This window comes from Pararoseomonas baculiformis (genome assembly GCF_017813395.1).
In the GTDB taxonomy this organism is placed as follows: Bacteria; Pseudomonadota; Alphaproteobacteria; order Acetobacterales; family Acetobacteraceae; genus Roseomonas; species Roseomonas baculiformis.
Window position 1 is genome coordinate 147,786 of sequence record NZ_JAGIZB010000004.1, and the last position, 14,973, is coordinate 162,758.

Genomic DNA, 14,973 nt, shown 5'->3' on the forward strand with positions numbered 1-14,973 from the left:
ATGCGCCTCACCCCTCCCCCTCGGCGTAAGGATTCTCCGTGCCGCGAAGATTGATGCGCACGGGAACGCCCGGCATGTCGAAGGCCTCCCGGAAGGAGTTCACGAGGTAGCGCCGGTAATCCTCCGGCATCATCTCCGCCCGGGTCCCGAAGATGGCCAGCGTCGGCGGGCGTGCCTTCGGCATGGTCACGTAGCGCAGCTTCAGCCGCTTGCCCTCCACCAGCGGTGGCGCGTGGCGCTCCAGCGCATGCTCGAACCAGCGGTTCAGCGCGCCCGTCGGGGCGCGCCGGTTCCAGATCTCATAGGCCTCGCGCACCGTGGGCATCAGCCGCTCCACCCCCCGCCCGGTGGCGGCGGAGAGCGGCACGACGAAGATGCCCTTGAGCTGGGCGAGCGAGGCGGTGAGCACATCCTCCAACCGGCGGCGGGCCGCGTTGCGGTCCTCCACCGCGTCCCATTTGTTGAAGGCGATCACCACGCCGCGGCCCTCGCGCTCCGCCAGGCGGGCGATGCGCAGGTCCTGCTCATCCATGCCCTGCACGGCATCCACCACCAGCACCGCCACCTCGCATTCCTTGAGCGCGGCGATGGTGGCGGCGGTGGACATCTGCTCCAGCGCCTGGGTGATGCGGGCGCGGCGGCGCAGGCCGGCCGTGTCCACCAGGCGCACGGGCCTGCCCGTCTCGTCCGTCCATTGCACGGCCACGGAATCGCGGGTCAGGCCGGGCTCGGGGCCAGTGATCATCCGCTCCTCGCCCAGCAGCGCGTTCAGCAGGGTGGACTTGCCGGCATTGGGGCGGCCGACAATGGCCAGGCGCAGGGGGCGGTTCGGGTCTTCCTCCTCCTCCTCGGGCGGCTCGGGCGGCAGGGCGGCGCGGATCTCGTCATGCAGCTCGCCCATGCCGTCGCCATGCTCGGCGGAGACCAGGAGGGGGGCGCCCAGGCCCAGCTCATAGGCTTCCAGCGCGTTGGCGGCGCCCTGGCGGCCTTCGGCCTTGTTGGCCAGCAGCAGCACGGGCTTGCCATGGCGGCGCAGCCACTGGGCGAAGGAGCGGTCGGCGGGGGTCAGGCCCGTGCGGACATCCACCACGAACAGGACGAGGTCCGCGCCCCGCAGGGCCGCCTCGGAGCTGGCGCGCATGCGGCCGGGGATGGTGTCCGGCGCGGCCTCCTCCAGCCCCGCCGTGTCCACCAGCAGCACGTCGCGCCCGGCGATGCGCGCCACCACCTCCTTGCGGTCGCGGGTGACGCCTGGCGTGTCGTCCACGATGGCGATGCGGCGCCCGGCGAGGCGGTTGAACAGGGTGGACTTGCCCACATTGGGGCGGCCCATCACGGCGATACGGGGAAGCATGGGGCGCAAGAGCACCGCCCGCGCCCCGGGGTCAAGTCAATGTGTCCGGCGCGGCGGGTCCGCCGCGCCGGGAAAGGCTAGCGCAACGCCACCAGCGTGCCGTCATCCGTCACGAGATAGACCGTGCCGCCCACGGCGATCGGAGGCAGCGTGCCACCGCCGGGCAGCCGGACCCGCCCCGCGACGCCGCCCTCGGCCGGGTCCACCAGAACCGCCTCCCCCAGGGAGGAGGGCACGAGGATACGTCCCCCCACCAGCAGCGGGGTGCCGAAGCTGGCGGGGTTCCGGCGCCGGTCGCGGGCAGAGCGCTCGTCCAGCAGGGTCACCCAGCGGACCCGGCCATCGGCCCGGCCCATCGCGACCAGCTGGTTCTCGGGGGTGACGACGAAGATCCAGTCCCCGGACACCGCAGGGGAGTGGGCGCTGCCGACATCCCGCTCCCAGAGGCGGCGGCCCGAGCGGAGATCAACCATCAGCGCCGTGCCGGCCTGGCCCACCGCGATCACGCGCCCCTCGTCGATCACGGGGTACCCGGCCACGCCGGCCAGTTCCGCCAGCCCGCCACGCCGCGCGGCCTGGCCGCCGGCGGCGAGGCTTTCGGTCCAGACCACCCGGCCATCCGTGGCACGGATGGCCGCCAGCTCGCCGGAGGGGAAGCCGGCGACGACGGTCTCGCCATCCACCGCCGGGGCGGAGAGTCCCAGCGGCACGGCGGAAACCGGCGTGCCGCGATAGGTCCAGAGGCGCCGTCCATCCTCGGTGGAGAAGGCGATCAGCTGGTTCTCGACCGTGGGAACGAAGATGCGGCCACCCGCGACGGTAATGCCGCCCCGGCTGGGCGCAGGGGTCGAGACGCGCCAGCGGATCTGGCCCGTGCCGGGATCCAGCGCCAGCACCTCGGCCATGCCGGAGGCGACGTAGAGCACGCCGTCGGAGAAGGCGAGGCCCGCACCCACGGCGCCGACATTGTCCTTTTCCGGGGTGGTCTCGCGGGTCCAGCGACGCCCGCCGGTCGCGGCATCGAAGGCGGAGACCATGCCATAGGCATCGGCGGTGAAGACCGTGCCATTGGCCATGATGGGGCCGGATGTGATGCGGCGGCGATAGGACGAGCCAGTGCCGATGCTGGCGCGCCAGGCCTCCCGCAGCACCTCCCCGGCCGAGGCATGGCCGGGATCATGGGCCAGGTTGCCGCCGGCCTGCGGCCATTCGGCCAGTGCCGTGGGCGCCGACAGGGTGACGGGGCGCCCGGCAAGCGCCGGATCCGCCGCCACCTCCCGGTCGGCCTGGATCACGGGCAGGCGCTCGCCGGGCAGCGGCGTCTTGCTCTCGCCGAAGATGCTGTCGATCGTCTCGCAGCCCGACAGGGCGAGGGCGGCACCACCCAGGAACAGGGCGCGGCGGGAAGGGTTCATCATCGCGTCGCGGATCCTCTCAGGCGTTGGGGAGCTGCGCCAGCACCCGGGTCGCTCGATCGCGAAGGGCCTGGGGCGCGGCGGTGTCGGTAGTCAGCCCCTGCAGGATGCGGCGGGCCTCGGCCGTGTTGCCCTGGCGGATGGCCACCAGGGCCTGCAGCTCGCGGGCGGAGGCGCGCCAGGGGCTGCCATCGGCGGCCAGTGGCGCGATCCGGGCGGCAAGCAGCGCGGGATCCTGGCTGTCCAGCCCGTGCAGCACCCAGTTGAGGCTGGCGAGGTCCCGGTAAAGCGGGTCCGCCGAGCGGTCATTCGCCACCGCATCCCATTCCGCCAGGGCGCCGGGCAGGTCGCCCGTCTCGGATTTCAGGGCGGCGGCGCGAAGCCGGGCCAGGGTGCGGTAGCCATCCGGCGCGCGGGCGGCGATCTCGTCGAAGCGGGCCGCGGAGGCCTTCAGATCGGCGCCCTGGAGCTCGGTTTCCCGGTGGACGACCAGGAAGGCATTGGCGGCGGCCTCGGCCTCGCGGGTCTGGTACCAGCGCCAGCCCTGCCAGCCGGCGACGCCAAGCACGGCCACCAGGGCCAGGGCGGCCAGGGCGCCGCCATAGCGGATCCCGAGCTGCCGGGCGCGCTCGGCCCGCAGGTCCTCCTGCACCTCGTCGAAAATATCGGGCAAGCGGGTTCCTTTCGAAGCCACAGGGCCCCTGTGCAGGATGGACAATAGGGCCCGGGGTATAGCGGGACCGTCACGGGGCGTTAAGCCCGGGGGGTGTTGCATGGCCGGATGCGGAGCCCTGCCCTTTTCCTTCCCCTCCTCCTCGCCGCCCTTCCGGGCTGCGAGGCGGTGGTGCCCGTCGCCGCCGCCAATGGCGTTTCCCTGATGCTGACAGGCCGGGCGGTGCCGGACCTGATGGTGTCCGGCCTGTCCGGGCGGGATTGCTCCGTCGCCTATCTGGATGCGGGCGAACGCTACTGCCGGCCGGAGTCGCAGCCCCAGGCCCAGCCCTATTGCACCCGAAGCCTGGGATCGGTGGATTGCTGGAACGGGCCGGTGCCGGGCAACCCGCCGCCAGCCGGGGTCGCCCAGGCCAGGCCGGGTGAACCGGCCCCGCCCTGGCCGGCGCGGGCGCTCTAGCCCGCCCGCGTTCCCTCGAACCGGACGGGCTCGCCGGAGGGTTCGCCGATCACCTGGTCCTCCCGCATCACGGCGCGGCCGCGCAGGATGGTCATCACCGGCCAGCCCTGGCAGCGGGCGCCGATGAAGGGGCTCCAGCCGCAGGGCGAGACGAGCCAGTCGGCCTCGATCGTGCGGGTCTTGCCCATGTCCACCACGGTGAAGTCGGCGTCGTAGCCCGCGGCGATGCGGCCCTTGCCGATGGCGCCATAGACGCGGGCGGGACCCGCGGCCATCAGATCCGTCAGGCGCGACAGCGAGAGGCGCCCTTCGGAGACATGGTTCAGCATCAGCGGCACGATGGTCTGCACCCCCGTCAGCCCCGCGGCGGTGGCGGGCCAGGGGCGCTCCTTCGCGGCCCTGGAATGCGGGGCGTGGTCGCTGCCCACCGTGTCCACCGTGCCATCGGCCACCGCGGCCCAGGCGGCATCGTAATGGCGCCTGTCGCGGATGGGCGGGTTCATCACGGCATATCCACCCAGCGCATCATAGGCATCAGGCGCCCATTGCGTCAGGTGGTTCAGCAGCACCTCCACCGTGCCGACATCTCGGAAATCCTTCATGTACTCCAGCTCCTCTGCCGTGGAGACATGCAGGATATGGGCGGGGCGGTTGGTCTTGCGGGCCAGCGCCATGAGGCGTCGCGTGCCGAGGAAGGCGCATTCCACGTCGCGCCATTCGGCGTGCAGCTTGTGCGGCCCGCCCTCGGCGAACATCGGCTTGCGGGCCTGGAGCCGGTACTCGTCCTCGGAATGGTAGGCGATGCGGCGGCCGCCATTGCGCATCACGCGCTCCAGCGTCTCGTCATCCTCGATCATCAGGTCGCCGGTGGAGGAGCCGGCGAAGACCTTGATGGCGCAGACATTCGGCTCGCGCTCCAGCGTGCCGAGCTCGCCCACATTGCTGCGGGCGCCGCCGACATACATGCCGAGGTCGCACCAGGCGGTTTCGCGGATGTGGTTCCGCTTCCAGTCCAGCTGCCCCACCGAGGTGATGGAGGGCTGGGTGTTCGGCATGTCGAACACCGCCGTCAGCCCGCCGAGCACGGCGCCCCTGGTGCCCGTGGCCATGGTCTCCACCGCCGGGTCGCCCGGGTCGCGCAGATGCACATGCGGATCGATCAGGCCGGGCAGCACGTGCAGCCCGGCGCAGTCGATCACCTCCGCCGCCTCGGCGGTGCGGAGATCCCCGATGGTGGCGATCCTGCCGCCACGCACGGCCAGGTCCGCCTGCGCCTCGCCCCAGGGCAGCACGACAGTGCCGCCGCGCAGGATCAGGTCGTAGCTCGCCATGGGCATCTCCGGGGCTGAAGGCGTTTCCGTTTGGCGCCCTCTCCGGAGCCGGTCAATCGGGTGATCACGCGATCGGGGCTTGCGCTACCCCCAAGACTTAAAGATATCCTTATGAAGCGTCGGTCCCGCGCGAGCGGGTGAAAAGGGAACGCCGTGCGGCCTGGTGCTCATCGCTCCGGGTCCAGTCGGCGGCTGCCCCCGCAACTGTCAGCGGCGAGCCGCGCGCCCATCCGCCCCGAAAAGGGCGGGGCCACTGGGGAAACCCGGGAAGGCAGGGCGCGCGGCATGGACCCGCGAGCCAGGAGACCTGCCGCCGCGGCAACCCCTTTCAGCCGGCGCGGGGCGCGTCCGGTGGAGAAGAAGCATGCGCGTCAACCTTTCCGGCGATCCTCCGCCACCCCGTCGGGCACCGGCCCTCTCCCAGCGCTGAACCCCATGACGGCCGCCTCTGCGGGCGCCCTCCCCTCGCCCTGCGTGAAGCTCTGCAGGTTGGATGGGAATGGGATGTGCCTCGGCTGCTTCCGCAGCATCGACGAGATCGCCGCCTGGCCATCCGCCGATGACGCGATGCGCCGCGCCATCCTCGCGCGCTGCGCCGGGCGCCGCCGAACCCGAACGGAACCCACGGAATGACCGCCACCAATCTCGGTTTCCCGCGCATCGGCCTGAAGCGCGAGCTGAAGGCCGCCCTCGAATCCTTCTGGTCCGGAAGGATCGGCGAAGCCGAACTCCGGGCCGCCGCGCAGGCGCTGCGCCACCGCCACTGGGCACTGCAGCGCGATGCCGGGCTCGGCTGCGTCCCGGTGAACGATTTCTCCCTCTACGACCATGTGCTGGATACCGCCTGCGCCCTCGGTGCCATCCCCGATGGCTATGGCTGGAGAAAGGGCGGGCCGGTCTCGCTGGAAACCTATTTCACGCTGGCGCGCGGCGAACGCGGCGTGGCGGAGGCCTGCGCGCATGGCCATGCCCATGCGCTTCCGGCAAAGGGTGCGCCCGCGCTGGAAATGACCAAGTGGTTCGACACGAACTACCATTACCTCGTCCCCATTCTTCGGCGCGGACAGGATTTCACCGCGACGGCCTTCCCAGCCGTGGAGGCCTATGAGGAGGCCACGCGCGCCGGGTTCGACGCGCGCCCGGTGCTGCTCGGCCCTGTTTCCTTCCTCATGCTGTCCAAGATGGCGGAAGCCGAGGGTGATCCGCTGGACCTGCTGCCGGGCCTGCTGCCGATCTATGCCGAGACGCTGAAGCGGCTCTCCGCCGCCGGTGCACGCTGGGTGCAGCTGGACGAGCCCTGCCTGGTGCTGGATCTTTCTGACAAGGCCCGCCGCGCCTTCGCCTCGGCCTATGACACGCTGGCAGGCGTGGCCGCACCACTCTCCATCATGCTCACCACCTGCTACGGCGGGCTGCGGGACAACCTGGACCTTGCCCTGGCGCTGCCGGTGCACGGCTTGCACCTCGACCTCGTCCGCGCGCCGGAGCAGCTGGCCCCCGCCCTCGCCAAGGCGCCGCCGCGCCTCGCCCTGTCGCTGGGGCTGGTGAATGGCCGCAATGTGTGGCGCACCGACCTGCGTGCCGCCTTCGGGCTGTTGCGGGAAGCCGCCAGCGAAAGGCGGGCGGAGACGCTGATGGTCGCGCCCTCCTGTTCCCTGCTCCACAGCCCGATCGACCTGGAGGGCGAGACCGCGCTGGATCCGGAGCTGCGGAGCTGGATGGCCTTCGCCCGGCAGAAGCTGGACGAGGTGGCGGTGCTGGCGAAGGGGCTGCGCGAGGGTGCGCCCGCCATCGAGGCCGCGCTGGCCGAGAGCGATGCCATCCAGGCCTCGCGCCGTGCCTCGCCCCGGCTGAATGATGCGGCCGTGGCGGCGCGGATCGCCGCCGGGACACCGGATGACGCACGCCGCGCCTCGCCCTTCTCCAAGCGCCAGGCGGCGCAGCAGGCGCGGCTGACATTGCCGCCCTTTCCCACCACCACCATCGGCTCCTTTCCCCAGACGGCGGAGGTGCGCGCCGCACGCGCTGCCCGCAAGCGAGGGGAAACGACGCAGGAGGAGTACGAGGCCTATCTGCGCGCGCAGATCGAGCACTCGGTCCGCTGGCAGGAGGAAGCCGGGATCGACATGCTCGTGCATGGCGAGTTCGAGCGGAACGACATGGTGGAGCACTTCGCCGAGTTCCTGGAAGGCTATGCGTTCACCCGGAATGGCTGGGTGCAGTCCTATGGATCGCGCTGCGTGAAGCCGCCGGTGATCTTCGGCGATGTTTCCCGCCCCGCGCCGATGACGGTTCGCTGGAGCGCCTATGCCCAGTCCCTGACACAGCGCCCGATGAAAGGCATGCTGACCGGGCCTGTCACGATGATGCAATGGGCTTTCGTGCGCGACGACGTGCCCGCTGCCATGGTGCGCCGCCAGCTCGCCTATGCGCTGCGCGACGAGGTGGCGGATCTGGAGGCGGCCGGCATCGCCGCCGTGCAGATCGACGAGCCCGCCATCCGCGAAGGCCTGCCGCTACGCGTCTCCGACCGCGCCGACTACCTGCGCGACGCGGTGGAGTGCTTCCGCATCGCCGCCAGCGCGGTTCGGGATGCGACGCAGATCCACACCCATATGTGCTATTCGGAGTTCAACGACATCATCGGCTCGATCGCGGATATGGACGCCGACGTCATCTCCATCGAGACCGCGCGATCCCGCATGGAGCTGCTGGAGGCCTTCGCGGAATTCGCGTACCCCAACGAGATCGGGCCGGGCGTATGGGACATCCACTCCCCCCGCGTGCCGGATGCGGAGGAAATGCGGAACCTGCTGCAGGTGGCGGCACAGCGCATCCCCGCAGAGCGCCTCTGGGTGAACCCGGATTGTGGCTTGAAGACGCGCGACTGGGCGGAGGTGCGCCCGGCCATCGCGAATATGGTCGCAGCTGCCCGCAGCCTTCGGGCTCAGGCGGCAGAGTAGCCCTGGGAACGCCGGAGAGGGCCCCGCCCTCTCCGGACCTCACCCGCCAAGGGCCTGAGGCCCTTGGAACCCCATCAGGCTGCCGCGGTAGGGTGCAACACGGGGTTTCTGCCCCCTGCTCCTGCCCTTTCAGTCGCCTCCGGTCATCGACCGGAGGCGCACCACCAGCCGAACCGCTCACAACTGATAGAAAAAGATGATGGTGAGGGGTCCGGGGAGAGGAAGAATTCTTTCTTCCTCTCCCCGGGGCAGCGCCCCTCGCTCACCAGGTCAGTTCAGCCACCGTGATCCGGTTCTCCGCAAGCGGCCAGGCGCGGGCGACGATGCGCTCCTCGTTGAACACGCCCACCACTGGCCGGCCGATCTCGGAAGCCGGCAGGCGTGCGACGGCGGTGGCGCCCGCCGCCACGCCGCGCGGCACGTCCCTGGGTTCCTTGCCGTCCAGCAGCACAACATCCCGCGGAATGCCGAAATAGCCGCGCGGGCGGGTGAAGCGCACCACCGCGGCAGCTTCGCGATCCGCCTGGGCCGGTGGCGCGGCAGGGCGGAGGTTCACCACCTCGGAGGAGCGTGGGAAGGGGTTGCGGTAGGAATGGGTGATGGGGTGGTTCGGCGCCGCCACCACGAATTCGAGCAGCCAGTCCGGGCCTACCGCCAGCGGCCCCCATTGGCCGTCCTCGCCCGTCGTCTTCGCGTGGATCGGGCCGCCCATGCGCTCGCCGGTATTGGGGTGCAGGCGGTAAACCTCGACCGTCGCACCGGCAACGGGCCGGTTCGTCTGCACGCCGCCGGGTGTGCCGGTCACGCGGCCGTTCAGCACGGGCCGTTCCTCCGGCACCACATCCAGCCGGTCCGGCTCGCGCCCCGCGATGAAGCGGAAGATCTCGCGGAAGGCGCGGGCGGAATAGGCGGTTTCGCGGTGGTCCACGCCGGGCAGAACGATGTTGGTTGCGCCGCGCAGCTCCGGGCTGTCATGGCCCACGCCCGTCGGCACGCCGGGGCGGCCGAGATAGCGTCCATCCGGCTGGGCGTAGAGGTCGTTATTGTCCGAGCGAATGGTCAGGAAGGCGGTTCCCGGCACCACCTGCGTCTCGCCCGCGTTCAGCCGCTGCAGCAGGGCCGAACGCTTGCTGAACTCGCGGTTCGGGTTCGCGTCCCAGTCCCAGATGCCGTTGTTCGGCGTGCCGCAGGTGACGACATGGGAAACCTCCGCCCCGCCGCCGTGCAGCTGCACATGGTTTCGGATGGGGTAGCCGCCGCGGGAATTGCCCACCAGCGCCACACGCGCCGCGCCGGTGCGCTGGCGCAGCGCCGCGATCTCCGCCGCCAGTTCGCTGCGTGCCTCCTCGGAAGACGAGCGCAGGGGTTGCGCCACCGCGTCGTCATCGCGCGCGAGCGGGTTGGTGAAGCTCAGCGCATGCAGCCTGTCGCGCGGCCAGCCATTGCTCTCGAAACGCCAGAGCGTCGTCATCCACAGCGCCGCATGGTCACCGTTACCATGCACGAAAAGGATCGGGGTCAGGGCGGGCTCCTGGGCGCGAAGGAGGCGCGGCGTCATGGCCGCGAGGGCTGCGGCGCCGAACAGGGTCCGGCGGCTCATGGAAGGAACGGTCATTTCCTCTTAACTCTGCTTTTGCGGGAGGCTAGGCCGCCGCCATCCCCTTGAACAACCCGGGCGCGGTGCTTTCACGAGCGTGATGATCCCGCCCGTTCCTCAAGGGTGCCGCTTCCCTTATACCGGGCACTGGTCGTTCCGCGCCCTTCGTCGAACCAGAGTCGTCCCATGCCCGCTTCGGATCCGGCAATAGCCGCAGGGCCGCTGCACCGCGCCATCTATGTCAGCGAGAGCCTGATCGGGGGGCCGGTCGATCACTGGGCGGCGGAGGTCGAGGATATCCTGCTGCGGTCCCGCCGGCACAATCTCCGGACCAGCATCACCGGTGCGCTGCTGCTGACAGAGCGCTGCTTCGTTCAGGTGCTGGAGGGCTCCGTTCAGGCGATCGACGAGGTGCTGACGCGCATCTATGCCGACCCCCGCCACCATATCCTGCGGATCGAGGAAGGGCCGGCGCCTGAGCGTCAGTTCGGCGAGTGGTCCATGGCCTATCTCGGCGCCCATGCGGGGGAGGAAACTATCCTCACCCCGACGCGCCACTTCGCCGAGGGCGAACAGCCGGCAGCGCCGGTCATGTCGATGATGTGCTACCTTCTCGAGAGTGCCGGGGCGCGCTGAGGTCAGCGGGCCGCAAGCGCTTCGAACACATCGCCTTCCATGCGGCGGCCCTCGACATGGCGGGCATGCCACAGCGCCCAGAACAGCAGGTTCCAGGCCGCGAAACCCTCCCGCTTGCCCGCGGCGGCGCGGAACAGGGGCAGGATGCGGTCGGGCCGCGCGATTTCGGCCACACCGGGCTGCGCGGCCACCAGCGGCGCCAGGCGGTCCGCCGCCCTCGCGATCCAGGCGCCCACGGGCACGGTGAAGCCCTGCTTTTTCGCGAAGGGATCGGAAGCCGGGAATTCCCGCGCCAGCCATTGGCGCAGCAGCCACTTGCCGCGCCCATCCCGCACCTTCATCGCATCCGGCAGGCGCCAGCAGGCCCGCGCCACGCCCTCGTCCAGGAAGGGAACGCGGCCTTCCACGCCATGTGCCATCAGGCAGCGGTCCAGCTTCGTCAGCAGGTCGTTGGGCAGCCAGTCCGCAATATCGAGGGCCTGGGCCGCCTGCAGGCGGGTGCGGCCGGGCGTCGCCGCGGCGGCCTCAGCGGCGGCAATGCCGTCGCGCCACAGGCGCGGCTCCTCGCGCAGCACGTCCAGCCGGTCGAAGGCGCCATGGGCGCGCATCGCCTTGCCGCCCAGCCACCACGGGCGCATGGCGGAGCGGTGGCGGCCATAGCCGCCCAGCAGCTCGTCACCACCCTCACCCGAAAGCACCACCTTCACCTCTTCCCGCGCGCGGCGGGCGAGGAACCAGGTGGGAATGATGGCGTAGTCGGCCGCCGGATCGTCCATGCAGGCCACGATCTCCGGCAGGTGGCGCCAGACCTCGGCCTCGCTCACCGTGATCGTCTCGTGCCGCGCGCCGGCGGCCTTCGCCACATGCGCGGCCCGTTCCCGCTCATCCACGGAACCCGGGACATCGAAGCCGGCGGTATAGGCCAGCACGGGGTGGTCGTTCAGCCGCGCCATCATCGCCAGCACCGCCGCACTGTCCGTGCCGCCGGAAAGGAACATGCCATAGGGCACGTCGCTGCGCTGGTGCAGGTCCACGCTCTCGCGGAAGGCCGCGCCGAAGCGTGCGAGTGCTTCCTCCTCGGTGACGGCCTCCGGCCCGCCTTCCGGCAGGGCGGCGCGGCGGGCCCGTTCCAGCACGGAGCCATCGCCCAGCACCATCGCCTCACCGGGCAGGAGGCGCTGGATGCCATCGAAGATCGTTTCGGCACCCGTGGTGAACTGCAGCTGGAGCAGCTCCTCCCGCGCCTCGGCCCGGATCTTCGGTTGCACCAGCCCCGTGGAAAGCAGCGCCGCGGGTTGGGAGGCGAAGGCCATGCCGCCCGGCACCGGCGCGACATAGAGCGGCTTGATGCCGAAGGGATCGCGCGCCAGCACCACCTGCCGCGCCGCCTTATCATGGATGGCGATCGCATACATGCCGCGGAGCTGTTCGATGAAGCGCAGCCCGTCCCGCCGCCACAGATGCAGCGGCGGCTCGCAATCCGAACCGGTGGAGCAGACCAGCGCGTTCTCCGCACGCAGCTCCCGGTAGTTGTAGACCTCGCCATTGCCGACCAGCGCGGCCGGGCCGGCGAAAAGCGGCTGGTCCCCACCCGCCAGGTCGATGATCGCCAATCTTGTGTGGGACAGCGCAACAGGGCCGGAGACATGGTGCCCATGCCCGTCCGGCCCGCGATGGCCCAGCGCCTGGGTCATCTGCTCCAGCAGGGAGAGATCCGGCGCCCGCCCGGAGGCGAGAGCCATGCCCGCGATGCCGCACATGGCCTAGCGCCCTGTCCTATGGGGTTGCAGGCTGGGCAGCAGCGCCCGCCACCGCGCCACCACCGGCGCCTCCGCGTGATGCGCCTCGAAGACCGCGCGCGCCTCCCTGGCCAGGGACCGCGCATGGCGGGGATCGGCGATCAGGGCCTTGATGGCACGGGCCATGCCGTCCGGATCGTCCACCGGCACGATCAGGCCCGTTTCACCATGCGCGATCAGCTCCCGTGGCCCAGCGGTCGCCGTCGCGACCACCGGCACGCCGGCGGAGAAGGCTTCCAGCACCACGTTCCCCAGCGGCTCATGGCGCGAGGACATGACGAAGATGTCGCAGCCCGCCAGCAGCGCGCCCGTATCCCGGCGCCAGCCGAGGAAGGCCACGCGGTCCTCCACGCCGTGGGAACGCGCCAGGGTGAGCAGGGCTGCGTGCTCCGGTCCCTCCCCGGCAATGGAAAGATGCGCGCCGGGCACCAGCGCCACGGCGCGGACCAGCGTGTCGAAACCCTTATTCGCGTGCAGCCGGCCCATGGCGAGAAGCCTTGCCGCCCCCTTCGGCGCGGGAAGAGGGGCCGGCTCGGCGCCCGCGAAATCGGGCGCGAAGTTCGGCAGGTGGTGAACCCGCCGGGCATCCCAGCCCTGGCCGACGATCCAGCGCACCAGGTCCTTCGTATTCGCCACCAGATGGTCGCAGCGGCGGTAGTAGGAGAGGTCGTAATAGCCCCCCAGCCGGCCTACCAGCACCCAGGGGCCGGGGCGTGCGAAGCGCGCGGCACGGTTCATCCAGGCCATGGCGATATCCGGCCGGAACTCCCGGAGAACCTTGCCCAGCCGGGGCGCGGTGATGAGGTCCAGCGGGCCGCCGAAGCCCAGCTCCACCGGGGCGAGCCCCCCCGCACGAAGCCGTGCCGCGCGATCGGCCTCCCGGCGGATCACGGGCAGCACGGGATCGCCCGCGCGATGCAGGGCAATGGAGATACGCTCGAAAAAGGTCTCGGCGCCGCCCATGGAGGCGCCGGCCATGATGTTGGCGATCCTCATTCCGGCCGGTGCCTTTCTGGCTCCAGCCGCGCCTTCAGATGCGAGAGAAGCGGGAACAGGCCGGTGCAGAAGGCCAGCAGCAGGCCCCACCCCCCCTCCCGCCAGCCGCCCCGCCCGATCAGGGACTTGAAGAAGCGGCTGACGAAGCGGCGAAGATTGTCGGGCAGCGAGCCGATCCTGCCCTCGGCCAGCATGTCCGCGGCCTTGGCGCTGGAATAGCGGTCCAGCCGGCGCAGCATGTCGGAGATGTCGCGGTCCAGCGCGTGGTGGATGCCATGGGCGGTGATCCGCTCGCCCTCGGTGCCCGTCCAGTCCAGCCCGGGATGCACGCGCTGCGGCCGCCAGCGCTTGGCGCCGCGCCGGAAGAGGATGGGCTTCAGCGTCGTGCCGAAGCTGCCTGCCCAGCCCCAGCGGATCAGCCGCTCGCCCACATGGTTGTCGATCCGGACACGGTGGAAGGCATGGGGGGAGGCGGCGGTGACGCGGCGGATCTCCGCCCAGAGTTCGGGCGGCACCGTCTCATCGGCATCCACCTCCAGGATCCAATCGCCGCCGCAGGCATCGATCCCGGCATTGCGGCGGTCTCCCTCCAGCGACCACGCGCCCTCGACCACGCGGTGGCCCTGCGCGCGCGCGATCTCCGCGCTGCGGTCGGTGCTGCGGTCCAGCACCACCACGATCTCATCGGCCTGCGCCAGGCTGGCGAGGCAGGCGGGAAGCCGCGCCTCCTCGTTGCGGGCCACGACCAGGGCCGAGATGCGGCTCATGCGGAGACCGGCGCCGGGAGCAGGGCGCGGGCGGCTTCCAGGGCCTGCCCCACACCCAGCCCCTCCATGGTGCCGTCGGCCGCCACCACGGCCTGGGCGGCGCGGCCGACCGGGGCGTATTCGCCCGCGGGCGTCGGCCCGAAAAGACCGAGGGTCGGTGCCCCGGTGGCTGCGGAGAGATGCATCAACCCCGAATCATTCCCAACGAAAAGCCGCCCGCGCGCGAGCAGCGCCGCCGCCTCGGGCAGTGAGAGCCGGCCCACGAGGTCCAGCGCCTCCGGCATGGCTTCAACAACCGGCATGGCCATGGCCCGCTCCGCCTCGCCCGGCCCGCCCAGCAACACCGGGCGTGCCCCGGCCAGGGCGGCGCCAGGCGCGGCCAGCGCCCGGGCCAGGGCCACGAAACGCTCGGCCGGCCAGACCTTGCCGCCCCAGTTCGCCGTCGGCCCGAGCAGGAGGAGGGGCCGGTCATCGCTCAGCAGCGCATCTACCCGCGCCGAATCCTCCGGCGCGAACCAGGCGACAGGATGAGGGGGCGGGTCCAGCCGCAGCACCCCCGCGATATGGCCGATCCGGTGGCCCGGCCGCCGGCCACCGCGCATCACCACCCGCCGCCGCGCCGGCACCAGATAGCCGAGCGCCGAGCCGCGCAGGTCCACCACCAGGTCCCAGAAGGTCGTGGCCACCTCGGCCCAGAGGCCGAGCCAGTGGCGGGACAGGGGCTTCTTCGTCACCACGATCGTCCGTTCCCGCCCGGGCATGCGCGCGAAGACGCCTTCCGCCGCCGGGCCGCAGGCGACCGTGATCCGCGCGCCCGGATGGGTGCGGAGCAGGTGGTCCAGCAGGCCGGTGGAGAGGACGGCGTCGCCGATCCGCGTGGAGGTGACGAAGAGGATCCGCATGGGCGGGCGCTCCTTAGCACGGGGAAGCCCGGATGGGGCCAGCCAGTGCGCGCAGCCCCGGCTTGCGCGGAGCCCCGGCTT

General features: G+C 71.3%; 13 protein-coding genes and 1 riboswitch. Of the genes, 4 read left to right on the plus strand and 9 right to left on the minus strand.

Annotation, left to right across the window (positions count from 1 at the left end; all coding sequences use genetic code 11):
* Nucleotides 1-7: 7 nt before the first annotated feature.
* The 3 genes from der to J8J14_RS05565 form a co-directional block, all read right to left on the minus strand.
* Nucleotides 8-1,354 (minus strand): ribosome biogenesis GTPase Der, encoded by a 1,347-nt coding sequence (der, locus tag J8J14_RS05555; protein ID WP_209378468.1) that lies wholly within the window; start codon nt 1,352-1,354, stop codon nt 8-10.
* A gap of 77 nt (nt 1,355-1,431) precedes the next feature.
* Complete coding sequence (locus J8J14_RS05560) at nt 1,432-2,772, minus strand: outer membrane protein assembly factor BamB family protein (protein ID WP_245215436.1); 1,341 nt, start codon at nt 2,770-2,772, stop codon at nt 1,432-1,434.
* Nucleotides 2,773-2,788: 16 nt separating this feature from the next.
* Nucleotides 2,789-3,442 carry a tetratricopeptide repeat protein gene (locus J8J14_RS05565; RefSeq protein WP_209378469.1) on the minus strand — a complete coding sequence of 218 codons (654 nt, stop codon included), beginning with the start codon at nt 3,440-3,442 and terminating at the stop codon, nt 2,789-2,791.
* Nucleotides 3,443-3,550: 108 nt separating this feature from the next.
* On the opposite strand from J8J14_RS05565, the gene J8J14_RS05570 reads away from it, so the two are divergent.
* On the plus strand, nt 3,551-3,901 hold the full coding sequence (locus J8J14_RS05570) for a hypothetical protein (RefSeq protein ID WP_209378470.1): 351 nt from the start codon (nt 3,551-3,553) through the stop codon (nt 3,899-3,901).
* On the opposite strand, the gene J8J14_RS05575 is transcribed toward J8J14_RS05570, so the two are convergent.
* On the minus strand, nt 3,898-5,232 hold the full coding sequence (locus J8J14_RS05575; protein ID WP_209378471.1) for a dihydroorotase: 1,335 nt from the start codon (nt 5,230-5,232) through the stop codon (nt 3,898-3,900). The two genes, J8J14_RS05570 and J8J14_RS05575, sit on opposite strands and share 4 nt — an antisense overlap.
* Before the next feature lie 103 nt (nt 5,233-5,335).
* A riboswitch (cobalamin riboswitch) is annotated at nt 5,336-5,561 on the plus strand.
* A 106-nt stretch (nt 5,562-5,667) separates the two neighbouring features.
* On the opposite strand from J8J14_RS05575, the gene J8J14_RS05580 reads away from it, so the two are divergent.
* A complete protein-coding gene (locus tag J8J14_RS05580) occupies nt 5,668-5,865 on the plus strand; it encodes a DUF1289 domain-containing protein (protein ID WP_209378472.1) in 198 nt (65 codons plus the stop codon).
* Complete coding sequence (gene metE, locus J8J14_RS05585) at nt 5,862-8,195, plus strand: 5-methyltetrahydropteroyltriglutamate--homocysteine S-methyltransferase (RefSeq protein WP_209378473.1); 2,334 nt, start codon at nt 5,862-5,864, stop codon at nt 8,193-8,195. Before J8J14_RS05580 ends, metE begins: the two co-directional genes overlap by 4 nt.
* A gap of 262 nt (nt 8,196-8,457) precedes the next feature.
* Here the strand turns inward: metE and J8J14_RS05590 are convergent, their stop codons facing one another.
* On the minus strand, nt 8,458-9,795 hold the full coding sequence (locus tag J8J14_RS05590) for a hydrolase (RefSeq protein WP_209378474.1): 1,338 nt from the start codon (nt 9,793-9,795) through the stop codon (nt 8,458-8,460).
* A gap of 183 nt (nt 9,796-9,978) precedes the next feature.
* On the opposite strand from J8J14_RS05590, the gene J8J14_RS05595 reads away from it, so the two are divergent.
* Nucleotides 9,979-10,428: a BLUF domain-containing protein gene (locus J8J14_RS05595; protein ID WP_209378475.1), complete on the plus strand. Its 450-nt coding sequence runs from the start codon at nt 9,979-9,981 to the stop codon at nt 10,426-10,428.
* 2 nt (nt 10,429-10,430) lie between these two features.
* On the opposite strand, the gene asnB is transcribed toward J8J14_RS05595, so the two are convergent.
* From asnB to J8J14_RS05615, 4 genes are read right to left on the minus strand one after another with little or no spacing between them, the layout of a single operon-like run.
* On the minus strand, nt 10,431-12,188 hold the full coding sequence (gene asnB / locus J8J14_RS05600) for an asparagine synthase (glutamine-hydrolyzing) (RefSeq protein ID WP_209378476.1): 1,758 nt from the start codon (nt 12,186-12,188) through the stop codon (nt 10,431-10,433).
* Nucleotides 12,189-12,191: 3 nt separating this feature from the next.
* Nucleotides 12,192-13,223, minus strand: coding sequence for a glycosyltransferase (locus J8J14_RS05605; RefSeq protein ID WP_209378477.1), 1,032 nt, complete (start codon nt 13,221-13,223; stop codon nt 12,192-12,194).
* Nucleotides 13,220-13,990: a glycosyltransferase family 2 protein gene (locus J8J14_RS05610; protein WP_209378478.1), complete on the minus strand. Its 771-nt coding sequence runs from the start codon at nt 13,988-13,990 to the stop codon at nt 13,220-13,222. Before J8J14_RS05610 ends, J8J14_RS05605 begins: the two co-directional genes overlap by 4 nt.
* Nucleotides 13,987-14,892, minus strand: a complete 906-nt coding sequence (locus tag J8J14_RS05615) for a glycosyltransferase family 9 protein (RefSeq protein WP_209378479.1) — start codon at nt 14,890-14,892, stop codon at nt 13,987-13,989. The genes J8J14_RS05610 and J8J14_RS05615 overlap by 4 nt, the downstream gene beginning before the upstream one ends.
* Nucleotides 14,893-14,973: the final 81 nt, after the last annotated feature.

What these genes read in the sequence shown, in the direction of transcription:
- der (WP_209378468.1), bottom strand. Translation starts at nt 1,354, where the DNA reads ATGCTTCCCCGTATCGCCGTGATGGGCCGCCCCAATGTGGGCAAGTCC.
- J8J14_RS05560 (WP_245215436.1), bottom strand. Translation starts at nt 2,772, where the DNA reads ATGATGAACCCTTCCCGCCGCGCCCTGTTCCTGGGTGGTGCCGCCCTC.
- J8J14_RS05570 (WP_209378470.1), top strand. Translation starts at nt 3,551, where the DNA reads ATGCGGAGCCCTGCCCTTTTCCTTCCCCTCCTCCTCGCCGCCCTTCCG.
- J8J14_RS05575 (WP_209378471.1), bottom strand. Translation starts at nt 5,232, where the DNA reads ATGGCGAGCTACGACCTGATCCTGCGCGGCGGCACTGTCGTGCTGCCC.
- J8J14_RS05580 (WP_209378472.1), top strand. Translation starts at nt 5,668, where the DNA reads ATGACGGCCGCCTCTGCGGGCGCCCTCCCCTCGCCCTGCGTGAAGCTC.
- metE (WP_209378473.1), top strand. Translation starts at nt 5,862, where the DNA reads ATGACCGCCACCAATCTCGGTTTCCCGCGCATCGGCCTGAAGCGCGAG.
- J8J14_RS05590 (WP_209378474.1), bottom strand. Translation starts at nt 9,795, where the DNA reads ATGAGCCGCCGGACCCTGTTCGGCGCCGCAGCCCTCGCGGCCATGACG.
- J8J14_RS05595 (WP_209378475.1), top strand. Translation starts at nt 9,979, where the DNA reads ATGCCCGCTTCGGATCCGGCAATAGCCGCAGGGCCGCTGCACCGCGCC.
- asnB (WP_209378476.1), bottom strand. Translation starts at nt 12,188, where the DNA reads ATGTGCGGCATCGCGGGCATGGCTCTCGCCTCCGGGCGGGCGCCGGAT.
- J8J14_RS05605 (WP_209378477.1), bottom strand. Translation starts at nt 13,223, where the DNA reads ATGAGGATCGCCAACATCATGGCCGGCGCCTCCATGGGCGGCGCCGAG.
- J8J14_RS05610 (WP_209378478.1), bottom strand. Translation starts at nt 13,990, where the DNA reads ATGAGCCGCATCTCGGCCCTGGTCGTGGCCCGCAACGAGGAGGCGCGG.
- J8J14_RS05615 (WP_209378479.1), bottom strand. Translation starts at nt 14,892, where the DNA reads ATGCGGATCCTCTTCGTCACCTCCACGCGGATCGGCGACGCCGTCCTC.